Below are 22,508 nucleotides of genomic sequence, written 5' to 3'. Positions count from 1 at the left end.
ACGCAGCGGTCGACGCCCTGCCGCCCCCGCCGGGCGTCGACCGCTGCGTCGCCCTGCTCGCCTACGAGGGCGTCGGCCGGGAGGTCGTGGCCCGGCTGAAGTACCGCAACGCCCGGTCCGCCCTCCCGTGGCTGGCCGCCGGGATGGCCGCCCTGGTGGACGCCCACAAGCTGGACGCGGTGACGTGGGTTCCCACCACCGCCGCCCGCCGGCGGGCGCGCGGCTTCGACCAGGGCCGGCTCCTGGCGCGCGCCGTCGCCCGCCGCCTCGGCGTGCCGTGCCTGCCGCTGCTGCGCCGCCTCCCCGGCCCACCGCAGACGGGAGCGTCGCGCGCCGAGCGGCTCCGGGGGCCCCGGCTGGTCGCCCGCCGGCCGCCCCCGGGCCGCGTGCTGCTGGTGGACGACGTGGTCACCACCGGCGCCACGCTGGCCGCCGCCGCCGGTGCCCTCCGGGCCGGCGGCCACCCGGTCCGGGTCACCGCCGTGGCCGCCGCCCGCCGCCGCCCGGTCGAAGATCCCCGCCAAGGCGGCGAACCGGCCTGCGTAGACTGAGGGCATGGGCCGCGTGCGGGTCTGTGGTTGAAAGTCGATGCCAGCCGCGGGCGAAACGACCCACGTAAGGCAACCCGTGGTTGCCGAGCATGGTGCGGTTTAGAGGTAAGTCCTGCCCATCGATGCGCCGGCTGTCGGCGCGGGGTGGAGAAGGGGGGAGTGCCTGATGCCGGCCGGTGTGGGGCCCCGGAGCCGCCATCGCCGCAGGCGCGAACCCCTCCGCAGGCGAGTGTGGGGTCAAAGACCAGGTCAGCCGCACGCGACCCGTACCAGAACGCCGATACCGATATCGAGAGGAGCCGAGTGGACATCTCCATCCAGGGCCGCAACGTCGAGGTGTCGGACACGCTCCGAGAGGCGGTGGACGAGAAGCTCTCGCGCCTCGTCCGCTTCCTCGACGGCATGGAGCGCGCCGAGGTCCGCTTCCACGAGGAGCGCAATCCCCGCATCGCCGAGAAGGACGTCTGCGAGGTCACGATGCACGGCCACGGCCACGTGGTCCGCGCCCGGGCCACCGCCGGCGATGCGTTCGCGGCCGTCGACCGGGTGGTCGACAAGCTGGAGCACCGGATCGAGAAGCTCAAGGGGAAGCTGAACGGGCGCAACCACCACCGCCGGCCGGGCGCCGGCTCGCATGGCGCCGCCACGTCGGCCCCGGCGGGTACGGTGGCGGCCGTCGGGACCGAAGCCGAGGAGTCGGACGAGGCCTCGCCCCGCATCGTCCGGACCAAGCAGTTCGCCATCAAGCCGATGACCCCGGAGGAGGCCGTGCTCCAGATGGAGCTGCTCAGCCACGACTTCTTCCTGTTCACCAACGCCGACACCGGCGCCGCCGCCGTGGTCTACCGGCGCAAGGATGGTCATATCGGGCTCATCGACGGGGCCTGACCTGCCGATGAGTAGTCAAGATGGAGCATCACCGCCGCCGGCGGCCCGCTCTTGGTCATCGGGCGGGCCGTCCCCGCCGGGAAGGACGAAGGTGTCTGAGAACCTGAGGCTGTCGGATCACGAGCGTGAGGCGTCGTCGGACGAGGTCATCCGCGTCCTGATCGCCGACGACCAGGCCCTGTTCCGACGCGGGCTGTTCGTGGTCCTCGGTACCGAGGACGGGGTGGACGTGGTCGCCGAGGCCGAGAACGGCCAGGAGGCGATCGAGAAGGCCCGCGAGCTGGCGCCCGACGTGGTGCTGATGGACGTCCGCATGCCGAAGGTCAACGGCATCGAGGCGGCGGCCACCATCCGGGCCGACCTGCCGAGCACCAAGATCCTCATGCTCACCGTGAGCGACGAGGAGGAGGACCTCTACGAGGCGATCAAGGCGGGTGCCAACGGCTACCTGCTGAAGGAGATCTCCGTCGACGAGGTGGCCGAGTCCATCCGGGCGGTCATGCAGGGACAGAGCCTGATCTCCCCCTCCATGGCGTCCAAGCTGCTCAGCGAGTTCAACGCCCTGGTCCGCCGGGCCGAGGACCGCCAGCAGTTCCCGGCCCCTGCCCTCACGAACCGGGAGATCGAGGTGCTGCGCCTGGTGGCCAAGGGCATGAGCAACCGGGAGATCGCCGAGGAGCTCTACATCTCCGAGAACACGGTCAAGAACCATGTCCGGAACATCCTGGAGAAGCTCCACCTCCACAACCGCATGGAGGCGGTGATCTACGCCGTCAAGGAGCGCCTGCTCGACATCCGCGAGGCGTGACCGCCCGGCCGCCGAGCGCAGCGAGGCCCGGCCGGGCGGAACGAGAAGCCGCGCCGGCGCACCGGCCCCGCGCCTCGTGGGGGCCGAGCGCAGCGAGGCCCGGTGCTTCACCGGGCGGCCCGGCGGGCCGCCCGGTCTTAGGATGGGGTCGCCATGAGCGTGTTCAGCAAGATCCTGCGGGCCGGCGAGGGCAAGAAGGTGCGCGCCCTCCAGGGGATCGTGCCCGAGATCAACGCCCTCGAGCCCGAGATCAAGGCGCTCTCGGACGACGCCCTGGCCCACAGGACGGTCGAGTTCCGCGAGCGCATCGCCCGGGCCACGGCCGACGGCGACTCCATCCACGACGTCCTCAACGAGCTGCTCATCGAGGCCTTCGCCGTCGTCCGGGAGGCTGCCTGGCGGGTCATCGGCCAGCGCCACTTCGACGTCCAGCTGATGGGCGGCGCCGCCCTGCACTTCGGGTGGATCGCCGAGATGAAGACCGGTGAGGGCAAGACCCTCGTCTCCACCCTGCCCGTGTACCTCAACGGCCTGAGCAGCCGGGGCGTGCACGTCATCACCGTCAACGACTACCTGGCCAGGCGGGACGCCGAGTGGATGGGCCGGATCCACAACTTCCTCGGGGTCACGGTGGGCCGGGTGAGCCCGGAGATCGAGGGCTCGGACCGCAAGCGGGAGGCGTACGCGTGCGACGTCACCTACGGCACCAACACCGAGTTCGGCTTCGACTACCTGCGGGACAACATGGCGCGCTCGCTGGACGCCATGGTCCAGCGCGGCCACGTCTTCGGCATCGTCGACGAGGTGGACTCCATCCTCATCGACGAGGCCCGCACGCCGCTCATCATCAGCGGCCCGGCCGCCGAGTCGGCGCGCCTCTACTACCAGTTCGCCGGCATCGTCCGAGCCCTCGTGCGCGACGTCGACTACGAGGTGGAGGAGGAGAAGCGGACCGTCGTCCCCACCGAGGAGGGGATCGAGAAGGTCGAGCGCCAGCTCAACGTCGGCAACCTCTACGACGCCGTCTCGGTGAACTACGTGCACCAGCTCCAGAACGCCCTCAAGGCCAAGGAGCTGTTCAAGCGGGACAAGGACTACGTCGTCATGGACGGCGAGGTGAAGATCGTCGACGAGTTCACCGGGCGCATCCTGGACGGCCGGCGCTGGTCGGACGGCCTGCACCAGGCGGTGGAGGCCAAGGAGCGGGTGAAGATCAAGGAGGAGAACCACACCTGGGCGACGGTGACCCTTCAGAACTACTTCCGGCTCTACGAGAAGCTCTCGGGGATGACCGGCACGGCGGAGACCGAGGCCTCGGAGTTCGCCAACACCTACAACCTCCCGGTGGTGCCCATCCCCACCCACCGCCCGATGGTCCGCAACGACCTGGGCGACCTCATCTACAAGACGGAGGAGGCGAAGTTCGCCGCCGTCGTGGACGACGTGGTGGAGCGCAACGAGAAGGGCCAGCCCATCCTCATCGGAACGGCGTCGGTCGAGAAGTCCGAGGTCCTGTCCCGCCTGCTGGACCGGCGCGGCATCCAACACAGCGTCCTCAACGCCAAGCAGCACACCCGGGAGGCCCACATCGTGGCCCAGGCGGGCCGGCTGGGCGGCGTCACGGTCGCCACCAACATGGCCGGCCGGGGCGTCGACATCCTCCTCGGCGGGAACCCCGAGGGATTGGCCCGCAACGAGGTGGTGGCCCAGGGCCTCGATCCCGAGACCGAGGAGGGGGCCGCGCTCCTCGCCGAGCTCATCCCCAAGTTCGAGGCGGAGACCAGGGCCGAGGGCGACGAGATCCGCCAGCTGGGCGGGCTGTACGTCCTCGGCAGTGAGCGCCACGAGAGCCGCCGCATCGACAACCAGCTGCGGGGCCGCGCCGGCCGCCAGGGCGACCCGGGGGAGAGCCGCTTCTTCCTGTCGCTGGAGGACGAGCTGATGCGGCTCTTCGCCACCGGCGCCATGAGCTGGGTGATGGGGAAGGCGCTCCCGGACGACGTGCCCATCGAGGCGAAGATGGTCACCAAGGCCATCGAGCGGGCCCAGAACACCGTCGAGCAGCGCAACGCGGAGATCCGCAAGAACACGCTGAAGTACGACGAGGTGATGAACGAGCAACGCAAGGTCATCTACGGGCGCCGCCGGCAGATCCTCGACGGCACCGACCTGCGGGAGCGCACCCTGGAGATCCTGGCCGCCGCGGTGGAGGGCCTGGTGAAGGGCTATCTCGTCTCCGACTACGCGGAGGACTGGGACCTCGACGGCCTGCTCACCGAGGTCCGCCTCTACTTCCCCACCAGGTTCACCGCCGACGAGCTCAAGCAGGCGGTCTCCGCCGAGGAGGTCGAGGAGAGCCTGCTGGCCGAGGCCGTCGCCCACTACGAGCAGCGCGAGCGCGACCTCCCGGGAGGCCCCGAGATGATGCGGGAGCTCGAGCGCTCGATCATGCTCCAGATCGTCGACCAGAAGTGGCGCGAGCACCTGGCCGAGATGGACTACCTCCGGGAAGGCATCAACCTGCGGGCCATGGGCCAGCAGGACCCGCTGGTCGCCTGGCAGCGCGAGGGCTACGACATGTTCGGGCAGATGGTCGCCGGCATCGACGACGACTACGTGAAGTACGTGATGCACGTCGAGGTGCTGGTGGACCGCCCGGCCGAGCCCGAGCTGGAACGGGCCAGCTACGTCGCCCCCGAGGGCCCCGTGCGGGAGGTGTCGGCCCCCGCCACTGCCCCTGCGCAGCCGGCCGCCGCCGGCGGTGGCCGCCCGTCGCCCGCTGCCGTGGCCGGCGAGCCGGCCCAGGCGCCCATCGTGAAGACGTCGGCGTTCGACAAGGTCGGCCGCAACCAGCCGTGCCCCTGCGGCAGCGGGAAGAAGTTCAAGCTCTGCCACGGCAGGTAGCGCGGACGCGGCCCCGTGCGTGACTTCACCGGCGACCTGACGGAGCTCTCCGCGCGGCTGGAGGAGGCCGAGCGCTACCTCGACCTGGCCGGCAAGCGGTCGCGCCTGGCCGAGCTCGAACCGGTCGTGGCCGCGCCCGGCCTGTGGGAGGATCCCGACCACGCCCGCAGGGTGAGCACCGAGTTCGGCCGCATCTCCGACGACGTGTCCATGCTGGACGGGCTGCGAGCCCGCCTGGACGATGCCGCCACGCTCTACGAGCTGGCCGTCCGGGAGGCCGACGACAGCGTCGAGCCCGAGCTCAAGGCGTCGATCGACGAGCTCGGCCGCGCCCTCGACGACCTGGACCTGCGGTCCCTCTTCACCGGCGACCACGACGAGGGCGACGCCGTGTGCGAGATCCACGCCGGCGAGGGCGGGACGGACGCCCAGGACTGGGCCGAGATGATGCTGCGGATGTACCTCCGCTGGGCCGAGAGGCGGGGCTTCGCCGTGGAGGTCGACGAGGCCACCGCCGGCCAGGAGGCCGGCATCCTGTCGGCCACGTTCATCGTCCGCGGCCGGTACGCCTATGGCCTCCTCGCCAGCGAGCGCGGGGTCCACCGCCTGTACCGCATCTCCCCCTTCGACGCCCAGGCCCGCCGCCAGACCTCCTACGCCGCCTTCGAGCTCACGCCGTTCTTGGAGGACCTCTCCGACGAGGTGGTGATCGACGAGAAGGACCTCCGGGTCGACACCTACCGCTCGTCGGGGGCGGGCGGGCAGCACGTCAACGTCACCGACTCGGCCGTCCGCCTCACCCACCTTCCCACCGGCATCGTCGTCTCCTGCCAGAACGAGCGCAGCCAGTTCCAGAACAAGGCCAAGGCCATGCAGATCCTGGCGGCCAAGCTGGCCGAGCGGGAGCGGGAGGAGCGGCGGGCCAAGCTGGACGCCCTCTCCGGCCCCCAGAGCCGGGTGTCGCGCGCCGGGAGCTTCATCCGGGGCTACGTGCTGGCGCCCTACCAGAAGGTCAAGGACGAGCGCACGGAGATGGAGACGGGCAACGTCCAGTCCGTGCTGGACGGCGACCTCGACCCGTTCATGGAGGCCTACCTACGGTGGCGGCGGACCCAGGGGTAGCCTGAGGCCGGAGCGGGGCGTCGCCGCGGCTCCACCGTCCCCCTCATGATCAAACTCGAGTCCGTCACCAAGGCCTACAAGGGCACCACCGTCGCGCTGCGGGACTGCTCGGTCGACATCCAGAAGGGCGAGTTCGTCTTCCTGGTGGGCCCGTCGGGGTCCGGCAAGTCGACCTTCCTCCGCCTCCTCACCAAGGAGGAGGAGCCCGACGCCGGCCGCATCTGGGTGGCGGGCAAGGACATCGGCCAGCTCAACTCCTGGAAGGTCCCGTACCTGCGCCGGAACATCGGCTGCATCTTCCAGGACTTCAAGCTGCTGCCCAACAAGTCGGTCTACGAGAACGTGGCCTTCGCCCTCGAGGTGATCGGCCGCCCCAAGCACGTGGTGGCCTCGCAGGTACCGCAGATCCTCGACCTCGTCGGGCTGGCCAAGAAGATGGACAACAAGCCCAACGAGCTGTCGGGCGGCGAGCAGCAGCGGGTGTCGATCGCCCGGGCGTTCGTCAACCGGCCCCTGATCCTGCTGGCCGACGAGCCGACCGGGAACCTCGACCCCAACACGACCATGGGGATCATGCGCCTGCTGGACCGCATCAACCGGACCGGCACCACCGTGGTGATGGCCACCCACGACCAGGGCATCGTCGACTCGATGCGCCGTCGGGTCATCGAGCTCGACCGCGGGACGGTGGTCCGCGACCAGGCACGGGGCGTGTACGGGTACGGCACGTGAGCCCCGGCGGCCGCGCCGGCGCCCGGGGTGCCCCGGCCGGCCCCCGGCCCGCTTCTGGCACCAGGAACCGGCGCCATGCGGTCGATTCCTGGTGCCAGAACGAGGGAGGGCCCGGCTCGGCCGACTGGTGGTTCCGGCGCCAGCTCGTGATGGCCGGCGTCGCCGCCGTCGTGGTCCTCCTGGCCGTCGCCGGCGCCGGCTTCGCCATCGACCGGGGCAGGGATGCGGCCGCCGCCGCCCTGCGGCCCACGGCCGACGGCCGGGGCGTGATCGCCGTGTCGCCGGCCGCCGAGTCGACGCGGGCCGCCACCTGGGTGGTGGCCGTCGCCGTGGTGGCGGTGGCCGCCGTCCTGACCGTGCTGTTGGACCACACCTTCCGGGTGGCCCGTTTCGCGGTGCTGGCCCGACCGGGCCGCGCCTACCCCGAGGAGGCCGCCGCCGAGGCGGCGCAGGAGGAGCCCCGAGCATGGCCCTGAGCCTCGACTACGTCGTGCGGGAGACGGCGAGCAACCTGCGGCGCAACGTGTTGATGACGGCTGCCGCCGTCCTCACCGTCGCCGTCTCCCTGTCGCTCGTGGGCGGCGCCCTGCTGCTCAAGCAGGGCGTCTCCAAGGCGAGCCTCCAATGGCGGGGCGGCGTGGAGCTGTCGGTGTTCATGCTCCCCGAGTCGACGGCCGAGCAGAAGGCCGCCGTCGAGACCGAGCTCTCGGCCATGCCCGAGGTCAAGAGCTTCACCTTCGTGGACCAGAACGCGGCGTTCGAGGAGTTCAAGGAGATGTTCGCCAACTCCCCCGACCTGGTGGAGAGCGTCGGCCCGCCCGATCTGCCCCCCTCGTACCGGATCGTGCCCAAGGAGGCGGAGTTCGTCGACGTGGTCGGCGACCGGTTCAAGAACCGGCCCGGGGTGAAGGAGGTCGTCTACGCCCGCGAGGTCGTCGAGACGCTGCTCAAGGTCACCCGGGCGCTCCAGATCGGCATCGTCTCGGTGGCCGGCGTCCTGCTCCTGTCGGCCGTCCTGCTCATCCTGAACACCATCCAGATGGCGATCTTCGCCCGGCGCCGGGAGGTGGCGGTGATGAAGCTGGTGGGGGCCACCAACTGGTTCATCCGCGTCCCGTTCATGCTGGAGGGGATGGTGCAGGGGCTGGTCGGGGCGACGGCGGCGTTCGGCGTGGTGGCGGTGGTCCGCAACCTCCTGGCCGGAGCGGTGGGCGACAGCGAGCTCGGGGTGCAGCTGCTGCCCCCGGCCAGCGACGTGGTCGGTACCGGACTGTTCGTCCTCTTCGCCGGCGCCGCCATCGGGACGGTCGGCTCCGCCTTCGCCGTGCGCCGCTTCCTGGACGTCTGACGCTTCGACGTCATTCGTTCGCTTCGCCCACTCCATTCGGTCGAGTCGGATCGAGCTCCGGCGGGCGACGGCCTCCCGTCCCGACCAGTCGGCGGCGGACCGCCACCGCGCCCTCCCGCCGGCCTCTCAAGGTCGCCCCCCGGGTGGTCGACCTTTCCGGAGGTGACCCGGGCCCCCCGCTCCACCTTGGCCGCCGCCGTCGCGGTGGCCCTCGTCGCCTGGGCCGGGCCGTCCGTCGCCGAGACGCCGAAGAGCGCAGCCGACCGCCAGGCGGAGATCAAGGCGGAGATCAAGACGCTCAAGGAGGAGGTGTCCGAGGCGTCCGAGGAGGAGTCGGCCCTGCTGGCCGCCCTCGACGAGGCCCAGGAGCGCCGGGCGTCGCTGGACCGGAAGGTCACCGTGCTCGACCCCCAGGTGGCTTCGGCGGAGGGGGAGGCGGCGATCGCCGAGGCGGCCCTCGAGAGGGTGCAGTCGGAGTTCGTCCGGGCCCAGACGCAGCTGGCCGTGGAGAACGAGGCGCTGGCGTCGGAGAAGGCCCGGCTGCGCCGGCGCGCCGTGGCCGCGTACATCGCCAACCCCCCGGCACGGGCGGCCGAGCTGCTGCTGCGGGCCGGCGACCTGCGGGAGATCGCCGCCACCTCCGGCTACCTGTCGAGCGTGGTCGAGGCCCAGCGCGACGCCGTCCGTCGCTACACGGCCAGGCGCGACGCCACCGACACCCTGCGGGCGACGGTCGAGGTCCGGAAGGACGCCGCCAAGAAGCAGCGCGACGTCGTGGTGAACCGCTTCTCCGACCTGGAGGGGCTGCGCAACGAGCTGGCCGCCGTGCGGGCCGAGGCGGCGGGCGAGGAGGCCCGCCACGCCTTGCTGCTCGAGCAGGTCCGCCTGCGCAAGACCGACTTCGAGAACCAGATCGCCGCCCTGCGCGTGGAGTCGAGCGGGGTCAGCGCCCTGCTCCGGGGGCTGACGCCGGTGGCCGGCGCCGTCACCATGGCGCCGGGCCGGCTGTCGCTCCCCGTCAGCGGCGTGCCCCTCACGTCGAACTTCGGCCCCCGGCTCCACCCGATCTTCGGCACCGTGCGAGACCACGACGGCGTCGACTTCGCGGCACCGTCCGGCTCCGCCATCCGGGCGGCGGCGGCCGGCACCGTGGTCGCGGCCAACCCCCGTGGCGGCTACGGCAACGCCACGATCGTCGACCACGGCGGCGGCGTCGCCACGCTGTACGCCCACCAGAGCGAGATGTTCGTGGCGCCCGGCACCGTCGTGGGGGCAGGCCAGGTGATCGGGTCGGTGGGGTCCACGGGGTTTTCCACGGGCCCGCACCTGCACTTCGAGGTCCGGGTCCGGGGCATCCCCGTCGATCCTCTCGGGTTTTTCGCCGTTCGCTGAGGTTCCCGGTTGGTTGGGGCGCTCGCCCCGTCTGGGTAGGACCTACGTCGTGGGGACGGCTGCCGATCTCATCCCGGCGGATGCGTCGCTCGACTCGCTTCGTGGCATCGCCGCGTCGTGCACCGCCTGCCCCCTCCACGAGCGTGGGACGCAGACGGTGTTCGGCCAGGGGCCCGGCTCGGCTGTGGTGATGCTGGTGGGGGAGCAACCGGGCGACCGGGAGGACGTGGCCGGGGAGCCGTTCGTGGGCCCGGCGGGGGCGCTGCTCGACCGTGCCCTGGCGGACGCCGGGATCGACCGGTCGGACGCGTACGTGACGAACGTGGTGAAGCACTTCAAGTGGCGGCCCGCCGGCAAGCGGCGGATCCACCAGAAGCCGACCGCGGCGGAGATCGCCGCCTGCCGGCCGTGGCTGGACCGCGAGATCGAGCTGGTCGACCCCCGGGTGGTGGTCTGCCTCGGGGCGACGGCCGCCCAGGCGCTGCTCGGGCGCTCGTTCCGGGTGACCCGGTCCCGCGGCCAGTTCGTGGAGTGGGAGCGGGAGCCGCTGGCGCTCGCCACGGTCCATCCGTCCTCGATCCTGCGCGCCGCCGACGACACCAGCCGCCGGGACGAGCTGGCCGCCTTCGTGGCCGACCTGAGGGTGGTGGCCGCCGCCCTGGCGCCTGCCCGTTAGGGTTTGCCGCGCCGATCCGGTGGGCAACAACTCAGCATACCGGGAGATCCCGGGGGCGATCAAGACCTCACAAGGAGGCCAGAAGTTATGGGTATCGGTGTCAGCGTTTTCCTCATCGCAGTCGGTGCAATCCTTTCGTTCGCCATCGACGTCACGACCGAGGGCGTGAACCTGGACACGGTCGGCGTCATCCTCATGATCGTCGGCGCCATCGGGCTGCTGGCGTCCCTGCTGTTCTGGAGCAGCTTCAGCCCCTACAGCCGTGGCCGCGACGAGGTGGTCGTCCGCGACCGCGAGATCGTCTGATACCACGAAATACCTTTTCACCAGCGTCGATGCCGCCCTTCCGGGCGGCATCGACGCGTCCGGGCCGGTCCCCCGCTGGGCCGTGACCGACCATGAGCAGCTGACCGGCGCCGAGCTGGAGGCACAAGAGGGCGAAGCACTTCCCGACCGTGAAGCGATGCCCACCGTCAAGGTGGGGATCGGGACCGGCATCGACAACTTTGCGATGCCGATCAACGAAGCCATTGCCATCAAACGACGAGTCGATCGGGTAACCCCGTCAGGTCCCGCCGGCGAACCTTGGGGGGTAACGACGGCCCAGTGGTGAAGAGCTGGTGGAGGGCGTTCAGTCGGTTGTGGACATTGAGCGCGGCGGTCTGAATCGGGTGCGGATGGTTGCGAAGGCCGTCGCGCTGCCCTCGCTGCGGAACGTGCCGCTGATCTTGCCTCGACCTCGAACACGACGACCCCGACGACGACCGAAGCCGCCGTCGACCACCACGACCGCCGGCGCCACGACCACGACCACCGGGTCCGGGTAGGTGGGGCGGCTGCTGGTCGTCGCCGTCGCAGGGGCGCTGCTCGCCGGCGTCGCCGGCGCGTGCGGGGGGTCGCCGGCGAAGTTCCAGCCCCCGTTCGACTGCTGGGCGGCCAGGACGAACGCCTGGCGGGAGGCCAGCGAGGCGGGCGACGAGGGCGGCCCCCTGGCCGACGCCGAGGAGGCGATGGCGCGGCTCGGCGCCGGGCGCCTTACCCTCCAGCTGTCGACGTCGGCCGGGGAGGGCGAGAAGGCGGGCCCGGTCGGGTTCCGCATGGAGGGCCCCTTCGCCATCGGCGACGGGGCGATGCCGGTGCTGGACCTGCGGTACACCCGCCTGCTGGGCGACCGGACGTCCGAGACCCGGGTGGTGTCGACGGGCGAGGTGGCGTTCGTGGTGGCCGACGGGAAGACCATCGAGGTGCCGCCCGAGGAGGCCGCCCGCCTCCGCCTGGGGGACGGCGACGGCGGCATCGCCGACCTCGGCATCGCCGGGTGGGCCCGCGCACCCGAGGTGGAGGAGCGCGACGGCGGGGTGCGCGTGGTCCGGGGGACGGTGGACGTGGCCGACCTCCTGTCGGACCTGGCCCGAATCGGCGAGCAGGCGGGCGGTGGCGGACGCGGCGAGCCACTCGACGACGAAGCGGCCGAACGACTCCAGCGCCTGGTCGAGTCGAGCGAGCTGGTCGCCGAGCTCGGCACCGACGATCTCCCCCGCTCGCTCCGGGTGGTCGTCGACTTCGCCGGCCGGGTCCCCGACGACCTCCGGGAGGCGCTGGGCGCCTACGCGTCACCCCGGCTCGAGCTCACCCTGTCGCTCGAGCGCCTCGACGGGCCCCTGGAGGTCGAGGCGCCCGAGCGCTGAGCCCGCTCAGCCGCTCTCGATGAAGATGCACTCCCCGGGGCAGTCCTCGGCGGCGTGCACGACGTCGCGCTCGCGGCCGCCGGGGACGGCGGCCAGGCCGTCCGACATGCCGGGGTCGTTGAAGACGTGCTCACCCTCCCGCACGTAGGCGATGCCGTCCTCGAGGAGCACGAACACCTCGGGGCAGTGGTCGACGCACAGGCCGTCGCCCGTGCACAGGTCCTGGTCGATCCACACGCTCAGCGCCACGGCTCCCATCCTGTCAGGCGCGGCGGTCCCGCACCGACGGGGCGGGCCGGCCGGGCCGGAGGACGCCTCGCCACCGGTACGATCGAGGGGTGAGGACGACGCCGGCGCCCGCCGGGTCGACCGGGGCCGCAGGCGCTCCCGACCGGTCGGGGCACGCGCACGACCCCGTCCCGCCCGGCGCCGGCGAGCAGGCGGCCGCCCTGGCCGGCAGCCGGGCGGAGGCGGTGCGACGGGCCCGCCGGCTGAACGTCGCGACCATCGGGTGGAACGCCGTCGAGGGAGTGGTCGCCGTCACCGCCGGCGTCGCCGCCGGGTCGGTGAGCCTGGTCGGGTTCGGCCTCGACTCGGCCATCGAGGTGTCCGCCGCCGTGATCCTCGCCCTGCACCTGCGGCGGGAGGGCGCCGGCGCGTGCATGCAGGAGAGCGACCGCCGGGCGACCCGGGCGATCGGCGTCAGCTTCGGCCTGCTGGCCGTCTACGTCGCCGTGGAGTCGGTGCGTGAGCTGGTCACGACGGGCCGCCCCGAGGCGAGTGTCCCCGGGCTGGCGATGGCGGTCCTGTCGCTGCTCGTGATGCCGTGGCTGGCCCGGGCCAAGAGGCGGCTGGCGCCTGCCCTCGGCTCGCGGGCGGTGGAGGCCGACGCCACCCAGACGAACCTGTGCGCCCTGCTGTCGGGCGTGCTGGTCGTCGGCTTGGGCGCCAACGCCCTGTTCGACTGGTGGTGGGCCGACCCGTTGGCGGGGCTCGCCATCGCCGCCGTCGCCGCCAGGGAGGCGGTCACCACGTGGCGGGCGGAGTCGCTCGAGGACACCTGCTGCGCGTGAGGGAGGCGGGGCGAGGCGGCGCCCAGCCCCGAACCTGTCACGGAAACGACCCGGATCCGGGTCGTTCCGGCGACAGGTTGGCGGCTAGCCGCCGCCCCCGGCCGACTTCTGGCGGGCGACGACGCGGCTGCGGGCCATGGCTGGCGGGCGGGCGCCGGGGGGAGCCACCAGGTCGTCCAGCAGGCGGCGGGTGGCGGCCGCCACCTCCGCCACGGCCCGGTCGAACGCCTCCTGGTTGGCCCGCGACGGCGTGCGGTGGCCGCTGACCTTGCGCACGAACTGGAGGGCGGCGGCGCGGACCTCGGCGTCGGTCGCCTCGTCCTCGCCCCGCAGTGTCACGATGCTCCGGCACATGGCGTCCACGTTGGCACACGGCTCGGCGCGACGGTGGCGGGGCCGGTCGCGGGCGGCCGTCCAGGTGGTGCTGGTCGGCGGCGTGCTCGCCGTCGTGGCGGCGCGAGGCCCCGACGGGGACCCCCTGCTGCCCGACCGGCTCCACGCCCTCCGCCCCGCCCAGGACGGCACCTACCGGATGGTGGGCAGCGAGCGGGACAGCCGAACGGGCCGCACCGTCGACACCTCGGAGACCTTCAGCGTCGAGCCGTGGTTCGAGGTCGGCGGGGTGAAGCACCAGATCACCCGGGCGGGCGGCGCGGCGGAGTGGGAGACGGCGTTCCGCCACGACGGCGCCCACCGCCTCCGCGAGTCGGCGGGCGGGGTGTCGCAGTCGTGGGACCCGCCGCTGCGCACCTACCCGGCGCCGCTCGGGGTGGGGACGACGTGGACGGCCCGCAGCACCGCGACGGTCCCCGACGTGGCCGGGTTCCGTCGGGTCACGACGGTGGAGGCCCGCACCGAGGTGGCCGACGCGGCGACCGTGGAGGTCGCCGGCCGGCGGGTGCGGGCGTACGTGCTACACGCGTGGGTGCGGACGACGGTGACGTCCACCAACCGGGCCGACGGGACGGCCACCACGGCGACGTCGGTAACGGAGGGCCGGTCGTGGTTCTCGCCCGAGCACATGCTGGTCGTGCGCAGCCACCGGGCCACCACGGTGGACGGCGGCGCCGGCGGCCAGCGCTACCGGGTGGTCCGCCGCCTGGAGCTGGAGCGGCTGGAGCCGGCGTGAGTCGTGCTCAGCCGCCCAGGGCGGCGCGCAGGACGGCCAGGCGCTCGGGGACCACCCGGTAGTACGCCCACCTGCCCCGCTTCTCCCGGCTGACCAGGCCGGCGTCGGTGAGGACGGCGAGGTGGTGGCTGATGGTGGGCTGGCTGCGCCCCACCGGCCCGGTGAGGTCGCAGGCGCACGCCTCGTCGCAGTTGGCGATGATCGACAGCAGGCGGAGCCGGACCGGGTCGGCGAGCACCTTGAAGGCGGAGGCCAGCTCCTCGGCCTCCGAGGCGGCGAGGACGGCATCGCCGATCGGGCTGCAGCACGCTTCGATGACCCTCAGCTCCATGCCGCCAGGATACACATTGACAGCCATCGATGGATGCGCGATGGTGGAGACACATCGACAGTCGTCGATGCAACGCTCCCGGGGAGGCCCGATGTCCCGAGTCCAGCTCGCCCTCAACGTGTCCGACGTCGACGAGGCGGTCGCCTTCTACTCGAAGCTGTTCGCCGCCGAGCCGGCCAAGCGGCGGCCCGGCTACGCCAACTTCGCAATCGCCGAGCCGCCTCTCAAGCTGGTCCTCATCGAGAACCCGGCGGCGGCGGGCACCCTGAACCACCTCGGGGTCGAGGTCGCCTCTGCCGGCGAGGTCACCGCCGCCGGGGCCCGCCTGGCCGGCCAGGGCCTGGCCACCGCCACCGAGGAGGACGTCACCTGTTGCTACGCCGTGCAGGACAAGGTGTGGGTCGACGGCCCGGACGCCACGCCGTGGGAGGTGTACACGGTGCTGGCCGACGCCGAGACGCCCGACGGCCGGCCGGCCGAGTCGACGTCGTGCGGTGCGGGCGCCTGCTGCGGCAGCTCGACCGCGACCACCGGGGAGGTGTGCTGCTCATGATCCCGTCGCCCTTCACCGCCGACCTCGCCCGGGACCACCGCTCGGCGCTGGTGGCCCGTTCGTCCCGACACCCGGCCCGCTCGCCCCGCCGGCGGGGGGCGGTCGCCGCTCTCGCCACTATCGTCGCCCTGGCCCGCTCGGTGCGAACCCGGCCGGCGGCGCCGGCCTGCGCCGCCTGTTGAGGTCCGGCCCGCGAAACCGCCCCCGGACGCTCGGTCCGGGGGCGGCGGGGTGGAGGTGGCGGGAATCGAACCCGCGTCCTTCAGCTTCTCAGCAGGGCTTCTCCGAGCGCAGCCGGTGGAGGATCTCGGGCCCCCCGTCGTCACCGGCACTCGGCGAAGGGCCCCAGTCAGCTGAGATGTCCCCGGCGGCCCGCTGACGCAGCTGCCGGGTGAGCCCTACTGGATGGCGCCGGTATCCGGTCCGCAGGGCTGGGACCGGGCCGACGTCGCTACGGTCTAGGCAGCGATTGCGAAGTTCTTAGCTTCGGCATTTGTTGTTGGTTCCGGCTCTTTAACGTGGCTCCGGAGACCACGGCTCGCTTCTCCTGCATCGACGACCGAAGTCGAGGCCAGTCACCCCCTTGATGTGGCGCGTCCCATTCTAACGCCCCGGGAAGGCCGCTTAATCCACCCGCCGCCTCGGGGCGACGGCCCGGTCGGCTTCGCGGGCGGCGTCCCGGGCGGCGATGGCGTGGCGCTTGTCGTAGGTCTTGCGGCCCCGGGCCAGGGCGAGCTCGACCTTGGCCCGGCCGTCCTTGAAGTAGATCGCCAGGGGGACGAGGGTGAGCGACTCCTGCTGGGTGCGCTCCCGCAGCTCGTCGATCTCCCGCCGGTGGAGGAGCAGCTTGCGCACCCGTTCGGGGTCGTGGGCGCCGAAGCCGGTGGCCATGGCGTAGGGCGACACGTGGACCCCGTGCAGCCACACCTCGCCGTCCTGGACGCGGGCGAAGGCGTCCCGGAGCTGGACCTTGCCGTCGCGGATCGACTTCACCTCGCTGCCCTGGAGGGCGATGCCGCACTCGAACGTCGAAAGGACGTCGTAGTCGTGGCGCGCCTTGCGGTTCTGGGCGACCGGGCGCGGGCCCTTCGGCGATTTCGACTGCTTGGCGGCCATGGCCGGTCGAGGCTACCGGGTAGCCTGCGCCGCCCTTCGATGCTGCGCCTCTCCGCCCACGTCCGCCGCCAGATGGTCGACCACTGCCTCGCCGCCCTCCCCGAGGAGGGCTGCGGGCTGCTCGGAGGCACCCCCGACCCGGCCGAGGCCACGGTCTGCTACCCGACGCGCAACGTGGAGGCGTCGGCCCGGCTCTACACCGTCGACCCCCTCCAGCACCTGAAGGCCGACCGGGACGCCGAGGCGCGGGGCCTGGAGCTGATCGGCGTGTTCCACTCGCACACCCACACCGACGCCTACCCGTCGCCCACGGACATCGCCCAGGCGCCCGATCCCGGGTGGCACTACGTGCTCGTCTCCCTGAAGTACGCCGATCCCGTCGTGCGCTCGTTCCGGATCGTCGACGGGAAGGTCGACGAGGAGCCGGTCACCGTCGGTGGAGCGGTGGCCCCGCCGGTAGAATCCTGACCGTCCCGGTCAACGTTTCTTTCAAGGGAGGCCCCGTGCCGGTCGAAGTGCGCCTGCCCACCATCCTGCGCCAGCACGCCGGTGGTCAGGCCTCGGTCAGGGCCAACGGTTCCACGCTCAACGAGGTGTTCGAGGACCTGGTCCGCCAGTTCCCGGGCCTGGCCGGCCAGGTCGTCACCGACGACGGGACGCTCCACAGGTTCGTGAACGTCTACCGCAACGACGACGACGTCCGGTACCTGGAGAAGCTGGAGACCGAGGTCTCCGACGACGACGTGATCTCGATCCTGCCCGCCGTGGCCGGGGGGGCGGGCGGCTAGCCGGGTGGCCGTCTACGCCAGCGTCCTCGACCTGATCGGCAACACGCCGCTGGTCGACGTGTCGCAGCTGAGCGCCAACCCGCGCTCGCGCATCCTCGTGAAGCTGGAAGGCCAGAACCCGGCCGGCTCGGTGAAGGACCGGGTGGCGCTGTTCATGGTCCAGCAGGCCGAGAAGGAGGGGCGGCTGACGCCCGGGCAGACGATCGTCGAGTCGTCGTCGGGCAACACCGGGATCGGGCTGGCCCTGGTGGCCAGGGTGAAGGGCTACCGGCTCAAGATCGTGCTCCCGGAGAACGTGTCGGAGGAGCGCAAGCAGCTACTGGGGATCTGGGGCGCCGAGATCGTCACGACACCCGGGACGGAGGGCTCCAACGGCGCCATGCGCCGGGCCCAGGAGCTGGCCGCGGAGCACCCCGAGTGGTGGTTCCCGTTCCAGTACGGCAACGAGGCCAACCCCCGGGCCCACTACGAGGGCACCGGCCCCGAGATCTGGCGGGACTGCCCCGAGGTGACGCACCTGGTCGCCGGCCTCGGCACCAGCGGCACGCTCGTCGGCGTCGGGCGGTTCCTCAAGGAGCGCAACCCCGACGTGCAGGTGTGGGCGGTGGAGCCCCCGGCGGGCGAGATGGTGGACGGGCTCAAGAACTTCGACGAGGGCTTCGTCCCGCCCATCTTCGAGGCCAACGGCGGCGCCGACCTCCTGGACCGCAAGATGATCGTGCGGCCCCGCGAGTCCCTGGAGGAGGTGCGCCGCCTGATCGACGTCGGCGTGTTCGCGGGCATCTCGTCGGGCGCCGTCCTGGCCGGCGCCAGCCGCTGCGCGTCCCAGATGGACGACGCGGTGATCGTCGCCATCGTCCCCGACGGCGGCTGGAAGTACCTCTCCACCGGCGCCTGGACCGACGACCTCGACGTCGTCACCGAGCGGGCCAGGCGAACCGTCTACTTCTGAGTTGTCTTCCCCGGCCGGGGCCCCAACCCCGGCCTCCTCGCCGAGGCGGGGTCCCCATCCCCGCCCGGCGCCGTGGCTGGCGCCCGACGCCCCAACCCCGGCCTCCTCGCCGAGGCGGGGCCACATCCCCGCCCGGCGCCGTGGCTGGCGTCACGTGGGGCAGAGTGTGGGCGGTGGACGATCGGCCGATCGGGATCTTCGACAGCGGCTTCGGCGGCCTCACCGTGGCCCGCGCCCTGATCGACCTGCTGCCCGAGGAGGACGTCGTCTACTTCGGCGACACGGGCCGCTACCCGTACGGGCCCAAGCCCCTGGACGACGTGCGGGAGTACGCCCGCCAGGTGACGGCCCTGCTGGTCGAGCGCCACGACGTGAAGATGGTCGTGGCCGCGTGCAACACGGCGGCGGCGGCCGCCCTCGACCTCCTGCGCTTCGAGCACGACGTGCCGATCGTGGGCGTGATCGACCCCGGCCTGCGTGCCGCGGTCGCGGTGACGCGTAACCGGCGGGTGGGCGTGATCGGCACGGTCGGGACCATCGGCTCGGGCGCCTATCAGCGGGCCAACGTCGCCCACCGGACCGGCGTCGAGCTGCACTGCTGTGCCTGCCCGGGCTTCGTGGAGTTCGTGGAGAGGGGCGAGACCGACAGCGAGCAGGTGCACGTTCTGGCCGAGCGGCTGCTGGCGCCGCTGCGGGAGGCCGGCGTGGACACCGTGCTGCTGGGCTGCACGCACTACCCGTTCCTGGCCCGCACCATCGGCGACGTGATGGGCCGGGAGGTGGTGCTCGTGTCGTCGGCCGAGGAGACGGCGTTCGAGGTGCGGACCATCCTGGACGACACCGGACTGGTGCGCCGCAGCGGCGGCAAGGGGACGCACCGCTTCGTGTCCTCGGGCGACGTGGACGAGTTCAAGCGCCTCGGGTCCCGCCTGCTCGGTCCCGAGCTGGCCGAGGCGGAGGCGTGGGCGTGGGGCTGACCTTCACCGTCCTCGGGTGCTCGGGCAGCTACCCGGGCCCCGGCGGCGCAGCCAGCGGCTACCTGGTGCGGGGCGGGGGCGTCGCCGTGTGGCTGGACGCCGGCTCCGGCACCCTGGCCAACCTCCAGCGCCACGTCGCTCTCGACGCCGTGGACGGCGTGGTCCTCACCCACGAGCACCCCGACCACATGAGCGACATCGAGGGCTACCGGGTGGCGTGCGCCTACGTCATCGACCGCACCGGGGTCCCCGTGTACGCCCCCTCCGGGGTGCGGGCGCGCCTGTCGGCCGAGCCCGAGCCGGCGTTCGACTGGCGGACCGTCGCCGACGGAGACGCCGTGGAGGTGGGCGGGCTGTCCCTGCGCTTCTCCCGCACCGACCACCCGCCCGAGACGCTGGCCGTGCGCGTCGACGGGGAGGGCCGCTCGATGGCGTACACGGCCGACACCGGTCCGGCGTGGTCCATGGCCGGCGCGTTCGGCGACGGGGTCGACGTGGCCCTCTGCGAGGCGACGTACCTGGCCGACCGCGAGGGCACGGCCGGGCACCTCAGCGGGCGCCAGGCGGGCGCGCTCGCCCGGGCGGCGGGCGCCCGGCGCCTCGTCCTCACCCACCTCTGGCCGGTGATCGACCCCCAGGCGGTCCGGGCCGAGGCCGAGGGCGCGTACGGTGGGCCGGTGGACCTGGCCCGTATGCACGAGACGTACGAGGTATGACCGGCGCGGCACCGGGGCGCCGTCCCGACGCAGCGGTGCCCCGGTGACGGAGCGGAGCTACGGGCGCAAGCCAGACGACCTGCGCCCGCTGAGCTTCCAGCGCGACTACACCGACTTCGCGGCCGGCTCGGTGCTGGTGAGCATGGGACGCACCCGCGTCCTGTGCACCGCCTCGGTGGACGAGCAGGTGCCGCGCTGGATGAAGGGCACCGGCAAGGGGTGGGTGACCGCCGAGTACTCGCTGCTCCCCGGGTCGACGGCCGAGCGGGTCAGCCGGGAGGCGGTCAAGGGCCGACAGTCGGGCCGCACCCAGGAGATCCAGCGCCTCATAGGCCGCAGCCTGCGGGCCGTCACCGACCTGGCGGGCATGGGGGAGATCTCGGTCGTGCTCGACTGCGACGTCCTCCAGGCCGACGGCGGGACCCGAACGGCCTCCATCTGCGGTGCCTACGTCGCCCTCCACGACGCGCTCACCCGCCGGGCGCAGGCCTCGCCGGCCCGCCCCTTCGCCATCAAGGAGGGGTGCGCGGCGATCTCCGTCGGCGTCGTCGACGCGGTGGCCATGCTCGACCTCGACTACTCGGAGGACGTGCGGGCGGAGGTCGACATGAACGTGGTGATGACGTCGTCGGGACGGTTCGTCGAGGTCCAGGGGACGGCGGAGGGCCTCCCGTTCACGCGGACCGAGCTGGACGACCTGCTCGGGCTGGCCGAGCACGGCATCGCCGAGATCCTCGACGCCCAAGCCGCCGTCCTGGCCGAGCCGCCCCCCCGCCGCTGAGCGAGCCGGGCGTGCGGCTGGTCCTGGCCTCCGCCAACCGCGACAAGGCGGCCGAGATCGCCGCCGTGCTCGAGGGCTTCGAGCTGGTGCCCCGGCCGCCGTGGGTGGGGGAGGTCGACGAGACCGGGGAGACCCTCGAGGAGAACGCCCTCCTCAAGGCCCGCGCCATCCGGGAGGCCACCGGGGAGGCGGCGGTGGCCGACGACACCGGCCTCGAGGTGGATGCCCTCGACGGCGCCCCGGGCGTGTACTCGTCCCGCTACGCCGGCCCGGAAGCCTCCTACGCCGACAACGTGGCCGCCCTGCTCGCCGCCCTGGGCGACCGCCCCGACCGCACGGCCCGGTTCCGGACGGTCGCCGTCGCCTGCTTCCCGGATGGCCGGGAGGTGATCGCCGACGGAGCCGTCGAGGGCACGATCACCACCGAGCCCCGCGGCGAGGCCGGGTTCGGGTACGACCCCGTCTTCGTGCCCGACGGCCTCGACGGGCGCACGTTCGCCGAGATGACGGCCGCCGAGAAGAACGCCGTCTCCCACCGGGGCCGGGCCTTCCGGGCCCTGGCCGCCCTCCTGGCGACGCGTCGGTCGCCGACCTGATCGCTCGGCGGACGCCCGGCACCGGTGCGCGGTGCGCAGCGCCCCGGACAACGCGCTCAGACGTCGCGGTCCATCAGGCGCCGGTAGCGGGCCTCGAGGAACGAGAAGAGGCCGAAGGTGAACAGCCCGGCGGCGACGACGGCGAGGAGCGCCGGCCCGTAGGGCGCGTGGGCCAGGCGCTGGAGGGCACCGTCGATGCCCACCGCCTCGTTGGGGTCGTAGCGGACGGCGGCCCGGACGAGGAAGGTGCCGACCAGGCCGAACACCACCGCCCGGGCCGCCAGCCCGACCGTCGCCACACGCGGGAGCCACCGCCGGGCCCGCCGGCTCATGTCGCCCGTGTCGAACTTCTTGCGGTAGTTGCCGGAGGACGCCCGGTACCCGTTGTAGACGCCGGCGCCGATCACGGCCAGGCCGATGGCGGCGACGGCGAGCCGCCCCAGCGGCGCCCGCAGCACAGCGGCGGTGAGGTCGGCCTCCTTGGTGCGGTCGTCGCCGCTCGAGCCGGCCACCAGGCGCAGGGCGGTGAGGCAGAAGCCGGCGTACAGCAGGCCCCGGCCCAGGTCCGCCGCCCGCTGCGCCCAGCCCTTGGGGCCCGTCCCGTCGCCCTCGGTGTCGAGGAACGCCGCCGACAGGCGCCACACGGCGTAGCCGGCGAAGCCCACGGCGGCGGCCACGAGCAGCACCTTGCCGAGGGGTTGGTGGGCGATGGCGGTGAGGGCCCCCTGCTGGTCCGGCCTCTGGGTGGTACGCCCGGCGGCGACCTGGAGGGCCAGCACGCCCACGATGGCGTACAGCGTGCCCCGGGCTGCGAGCCCGGCGCGGCCCAGTCCCTGCACGACCGGGCTCTCGGCGGCCTTGTCGCCCAGGTCCTCGTCGTCGCGCTCGTCCGCGTCGTCGCCCACGGCCCTCGTCCCCCGGATGGTGTCGGTCATCGCCGCCACATGTCCCCAGGGAGGCCCCCGTTCGAACCCCCGCCGCGCAGGTTGTCGCCGAACGCGGCGAACGGTTGGTCGGCCGCCGGGGCGGGTAGGTGCAGGGTACCGAAACGAGACGTCGAGAGCAGAAGGGGTGGCTCATGCCGCAGACCAACGAGAAGGAGTTCCCCGGCGACGACGCCTACGTGGCGCCGGAGGGACAGGGAATCGACGCCGACGACCCGTCCCAGATGTCGCTGTACGACGGCGCCGGCAACGAGACCGTCGTAGTGATGGGCGAGAACGAGCAGGGCCGCCGTGCCCAGGGCACCGGGGCCACCGCCGAGGAGGCCCGGGCGGACGCGGAGAAGGGCGACTCCCTGCTCGGCGAGGGGTTCGGGCCCGCCAACTGACGCCACCGGCCGACGCGGACGAGGGGCGCCTCCGGGCGCCCCTCGTCGCGCGTACGG

General features: G+C 72.8%; 30 protein-coding genes and 1 other RNA gene. 25 read left to right on the top strand and 6 right to left on the bottom strand.

Features of this window, described 5'->3' with window-relative positions; all coding sequences use genetic code 11:
* The 13 genes from VM242_01425 to VM242_01365 form a co-directional block, all read left to right on the top strand.
* A partial coding sequence (locus tag VM242_01425) for a phosphoribosyltransferase family protein (protein HVM03807.1) occupies positions 1 to 551 on the top strand: 551 nt, incomplete at its 5' end.
* Positions 552 to 854: 303 nt separating this feature from the next.
* A complete protein-coding gene (raiA, locus tag VM242_01420) occupies positions 855 to 1,439 on the top strand; it encodes a ribosome-associated translation inhibitor RaiA (protein ID HVM03806.1) in 585 nt (194 codons plus the stop codon).
* Between the two features lie 91 nt (positions 1,440 to 1,530).
* Complete coding sequence (locus tag VM242_01415) at positions 1,531 to 2,247, top strand: response regulator transcription factor (GenBank protein HVM03805.1); 717 nt, start codon at positions 1,531 to 1,533, stop codon at positions 2,245 to 2,247.
* 153 nt (positions 2,248 to 2,400) lie between these two features.
* Entirely contained in the window at positions 2,401 to 5,151 is a 2,751-nt protein-coding gene (gene secA / locus VM242_01410) for a preprotein translocase subunit SecA (GenBank protein HVM03804.1), read from the top strand.
* 15 nt (positions 5,152 to 5,166) lie between these two features.
* On the top strand, positions 5,167 to 6,273 hold the full coding sequence (gene prfB, locus VM242_01405; protein HVM03803.1) for a peptide chain release factor 2: 1,107 nt from the start codon (positions 5,167 to 5,169) through the stop codon (positions 6,271 to 6,273).
* Positions 6,274 to 6,318: 45 nt separating this feature from the next.
* Positions 6,319 to 7,005, top strand: coding sequence for a cell division ATP-binding protein FtsE (gene ftsE / locus VM242_01400; GenBank protein HVM03802.1), 687 nt, complete (start codon positions 6,319 to 6,321; stop codon positions 7,003 to 7,005).
* Positions 7,002 to 7,481 carry a hypothetical protein gene (locus VM242_01395; protein ID HVM03801.1) on the top strand — a complete coding sequence of 160 codons (480 nt, stop codon included), beginning with the start codon at positions 7,002 to 7,004 and terminating at the stop codon, positions 7,479 to 7,481. The genes ftsE and VM242_01395 overlap by 4 nt, the downstream gene beginning before the upstream one ends.
* Positions 7,472 to 8,353, top strand: coding sequence for a permease-like cell division protein FtsX (gene ftsX / locus VM242_01390; GenBank protein HVM03800.1), 882 nt, complete (start codon positions 7,472 to 7,474; stop codon positions 8,351 to 8,353). The genes VM242_01395 and ftsX overlap by 10 nt, the downstream gene beginning before the upstream one ends.
* Before the next feature lie 162 nt (positions 8,354 to 8,515).
* Positions 8,516 to 9,745: a M23 family metallopeptidase gene (locus VM242_01385; protein ID HVM03799.1), complete on the top strand. Its 1,230-nt coding sequence runs from the start codon at positions 8,516 to 8,518 to the stop codon at positions 9,743 to 9,745.
* A gap of 49 nt (positions 9,746 to 9,794) precedes the next feature.
* On the top strand, positions 9,795 to 10,421 hold the full coding sequence (locus VM242_01380) for a UdgX family uracil-DNA binding protein (protein HVM03798.1): 627 nt from the start codon (positions 9,795 to 9,797) through the stop codon (positions 10,419 to 10,421).
* A gap of 87 nt (positions 10,422 to 10,508) precedes the next feature.
* Positions 10,509 to 10,727: a DUF6458 family protein gene (locus VM242_01375; GenBank protein HVM03797.1), complete on the top strand. Its 219-nt coding sequence runs from the start codon at positions 10,509 to 10,511 to the stop codon at positions 10,725 to 10,727.
* Positions 10,728 to 10,809: 82 nt separating this feature from the next.
* On the top strand, positions 10,810 to 11,034 hold the full coding sequence (locus tag VM242_01370) for a hypothetical protein (GenBank protein ID HVM03796.1): 225 nt from the start codon (positions 10,810 to 10,812) through the stop codon (positions 11,032 to 11,034).
* A 214-nt stretch (positions 11,035 to 11,248) separates the two neighbouring features.
* Entirely contained in the window at positions 11,249 to 12,109 is an 861-nt protein-coding gene (locus VM242_01365; GenBank protein HVM03795.1) for a hypothetical protein, read from the top strand.
* 6 nt (positions 12,110 to 12,115) lie between these two features.
* Here the strand turns inward: VM242_01365 and VM242_01360 are convergent, their stop codons facing one another.
* Positions 12,116 to 12,358, bottom strand: a complete 243-nt coding sequence (locus VM242_01360; protein ID HVM03794.1) for a ferredoxin — start codon at positions 12,356 to 12,358, stop codon at positions 12,116 to 12,118.
* Between the two features lie 89 nt (positions 12,359 to 12,447).
* Here VM242_01360 and VM242_01355 point away from each other — a divergent pair, with 89 nt between their 5' ends.
* Positions 12,448 to 13,182: a cation transporter gene (locus VM242_01355; protein HVM03793.1), complete on the top strand. Its 735-nt coding sequence runs from the start codon at positions 12,448 to 12,450 to the stop codon at positions 13,180 to 13,182.
* A gap of 84 nt (positions 13,183 to 13,266) precedes the next feature.
* Here VM242_01355 and VM242_01350 read toward each other — a convergent pair whose 3' ends face one another.
* Positions 13,267 to 13,536, bottom strand: coding sequence for a DUF2277 domain-containing protein (locus VM242_01350; protein ID HVM03792.1), 270 nt, complete (start codon positions 13,534 to 13,536; stop codon positions 13,267 to 13,269).
* Here VM242_01350 and VM242_01345 point away from each other — a divergent pair.
* Positions 13,535 to 14,311: a hypothetical protein gene (locus VM242_01345; GenBank protein ID HVM03791.1), complete on the top strand. Its 777-nt coding sequence runs from the start codon at positions 13,535 to 13,537 to the stop codon at positions 14,309 to 14,311. The genes VM242_01350 and VM242_01345 overlap by 2 nt on opposite strands.
* Positions 14,312 to 14,318: 7 nt before the next feature.
* On the opposite strand, the gene VM242_01340 is transcribed toward VM242_01345, so the two are convergent.
* Positions 14,319 to 14,642 (bottom strand): metalloregulator ArsR/SmtB family transcription factor, encoded by a 324-nt coding sequence (locus tag VM242_01340; protein ID HVM03790.1) that lies wholly within the window; start codon positions 14,640 to 14,642, stop codon positions 14,319 to 14,321.
* 91 nt (positions 14,643 to 14,733) lie between these two features.
* Here VM242_01340 and VM242_01335 point away from each other — a divergent pair, with 91 nt between their 5' ends.
* Positions 14,734 to 15,195 (top strand): ArsI/CadI family heavy metal resistance metalloenzyme, encoded by a 462-nt coding sequence (locus VM242_01335; protein HVM03789.1) that lies wholly within the window; start codon positions 14,734 to 14,736, stop codon positions 15,193 to 15,195.
* Entirely contained in the window at positions 15,192 to 15,377 is a 186-nt protein-coding gene (locus tag VM242_01330; protein HVM03788.1) for a hypothetical protein, read from the top strand. The genes VM242_01335 and VM242_01330 overlap by 4 nt, the downstream gene beginning before the upstream one ends.
* A 47-nt stretch (positions 15,378 to 15,424) precedes the next feature.
* On the opposite strand, the gene ssrA is transcribed toward VM242_01330, so the two are convergent.
* Positions 15,425 to 15,778: a transfer-messenger RNA gene (gene ssrA / locus VM242_01325) on the bottom strand.
* 41 nt (positions 15,779 to 15,819) lie between these two features.
* A complete protein-coding gene (gene smpB / locus VM242_01320; GenBank protein ID HVM03787.1) occupies positions 15,820 to 16,311 on the bottom strand; it encodes an SsrA-binding protein SmpB in 492 nt (163 codons plus the stop codon).
* A 39-nt stretch (positions 16,312 to 16,350) separates the two neighbouring features.
* Between smpB and VM242_01315 the strand changes: the two genes are divergently transcribed.
* From VM242_01315 to rdgB, 7 genes are all read left to right on the top strand, one after another.
* Entirely contained in the window at positions 16,351 to 16,779 is a 429-nt protein-coding gene (locus VM242_01315) for a M67 family metallopeptidase (protein HVM03786.1), read from the top strand.
* 35 nt (positions 16,780 to 16,814) lie between these two features.
* The gene (locus VM242_01310; GenBank protein HVM03785.1) at positions 16,815 to 17,099 is read left to right on the top strand and encodes a ubiquitin-like small modifier protein 1; all 285 of its coding nucleotides are present in this window, start codon (positions 16,815 to 16,817) and stop codon (positions 17,097 to 17,099) included.
* Positions 17,100 to 17,103: 4 nt separating this feature from the next.
* Positions 17,104 to 18,051 (top strand): cysteine synthase family protein, encoded by a 948-nt coding sequence (locus tag VM242_01305; GenBank protein HVM03784.1) that lies wholly within the window; start codon positions 17,104 to 17,106, stop codon positions 18,049 to 18,051.
* A 173-nt stretch (positions 18,052 to 18,224) separates the two neighbouring features.
* Positions 18,225 to 19,028, top strand: coding sequence for a glutamate racemase (gene murI, locus VM242_01300; GenBank protein HVM03783.1), 804 nt, complete (start codon positions 18,225 to 18,227; stop codon positions 19,026 to 19,028).
* A complete protein-coding gene (locus VM242_01295; GenBank protein ID HVM03782.1) occupies positions 19,013 to 19,744 on the top strand; it encodes an MBL fold metallo-hydrolase in 732 nt (243 codons plus the stop codon). Before murI ends, VM242_01295 begins: the two co-directional genes overlap by 16 nt.
* A 43-nt stretch (positions 19,745 to 19,787) precedes the next feature.
* Positions 19,788 to 20,525: a ribonuclease PH gene (gene rph, locus VM242_01290; protein ID HVM03781.1), complete on the top strand. Its 738-nt coding sequence runs from the start codon at positions 19,788 to 19,790 to the stop codon at positions 20,523 to 20,525.
* Between the two features lie 11 nt (positions 20,526 to 20,536).
* Complete coding sequence (rdgB, locus tag VM242_01285; protein HVM03780.1) at positions 20,537 to 21,121, top strand: RdgB/HAM1 family non-canonical purine NTP pyrophosphatase; 585 nt, start codon at positions 20,537 to 20,539, stop codon at positions 21,119 to 21,121.
* Between the two features lie 56 nt (positions 21,122 to 21,177).
* Here rdgB and VM242_01280 read toward each other — a convergent pair whose 3' ends face one another.
* The gene (locus VM242_01280; GenBank protein HVM03779.1) at positions 21,178 to 22,056 is read right to left on the bottom strand and encodes a DUF1206 domain-containing protein; all 879 of its coding nucleotides are present in this window, start codon (positions 22,054 to 22,056) and stop codon (positions 21,178 to 21,180) included.
* Positions 22,057 to 22,199: 143 nt separating this feature from the next.
* Here VM242_01280 and VM242_01275 point away from each other — a divergent pair, with 143 nt between their 5' ends.
* Positions 22,200 to 22,451, top strand: coding sequence for a hypothetical protein (locus VM242_01275; protein HVM03778.1), 252 nt, complete (start codon positions 22,200 to 22,202; stop codon positions 22,449 to 22,451).
* Positions 22,452 to 22,508: the final 57 nt, after the last annotated feature.

The organism is Acidimicrobiales bacterium, assembly GCA_035540975.1.
GTDB lineage: Bacteria > Actinomycetota > Acidimicrobiia > Acidimicrobiales.
The sequence above is the reverse complement of the archived record's forward strand: the minus strand, read 5'-3'. Positions and strand labels throughout refer to the sequence as shown.

Coding starts and splice junctions, on each gene's coding strand:
- secA (HVM03804.1), top strand. CDS start 2,401: ATGAGCGTGTTCAGCAAGATCCTGCGGGCCGGCGAGGGCAAGAAGGTG.
- ftsE (HVM03802.1), top strand. CDS start 6,319: ATGATCAAACTCGAGTCCGTCACCAAGGCCTACAAGGGCACCACCGTC.
- ftsX (HVM03800.1), top strand. CDS start 7,472: ATGGCCCTGAGCCTCGACTACGTCGTGCGGGAGACGGCGAGCAACCTG.
- VM242_01375 (HVM03797.1), top strand. CDS start 10,509: ATGGGTATCGGTGTCAGCGTTTTCCTCATCGCAGTCGGTGCAATCCTT.
- VM242_01345 (HVM03791.1), top strand. CDS start 13,535: ATGGCGTCCACGTTGGCACACGGCTCGGCGCGACGGTGGCGGGGCCGG.
- VM242_01350 (HVM03792.1), bottom strand. CDS start 13,536: ATGTGCCGGAGCATCGTGACACTGCGGGGCGAGGACGAGGCGACCGAC.
- VM242_01340 (HVM03790.1), bottom strand. CDS start 14,642: ATGGAGCTGAGGGTCATCGAAGCGTGCTGCAGCCCGATCGGCGATGCC.
- VM242_01335 (HVM03789.1), top strand. CDS start 14,734: ATGTCCCGAGTCCAGCTCGCCCTCAACGTGTCCGACGTCGACGAGGCG.
- VM242_01330 (HVM03788.1), top strand. CDS start 15,192: ATGATCCCGTCGCCCTTCACCGCCGACCTCGCCCGGGACCACCGCTCG.
- smpB (HVM03787.1), bottom strand. CDS start 16,311: ATGGCCGCCAAGCAGTCGAAATCGCCGAAGGGCCCGCGCCCGGTCGCC.
- VM242_01315 (HVM03786.1), top strand. CDS start 16,351: ATGCTGCGCCTCTCCGCCCACGTCCGCCGCCAGATGGTCGACCACTGC.
- VM242_01280 (HVM03779.1), bottom strand. CDS start 22,056: ATGACCGACACCATCCGGGGGACGAGGGCCGTGGGCGACGACGCGGAC.
- VM242_01275 (HVM03778.1), top strand. CDS start 22,200: ATGCCGCAGACCAACGAGAAGGAGTTCCCCGGCGACGACGCCTACGTG.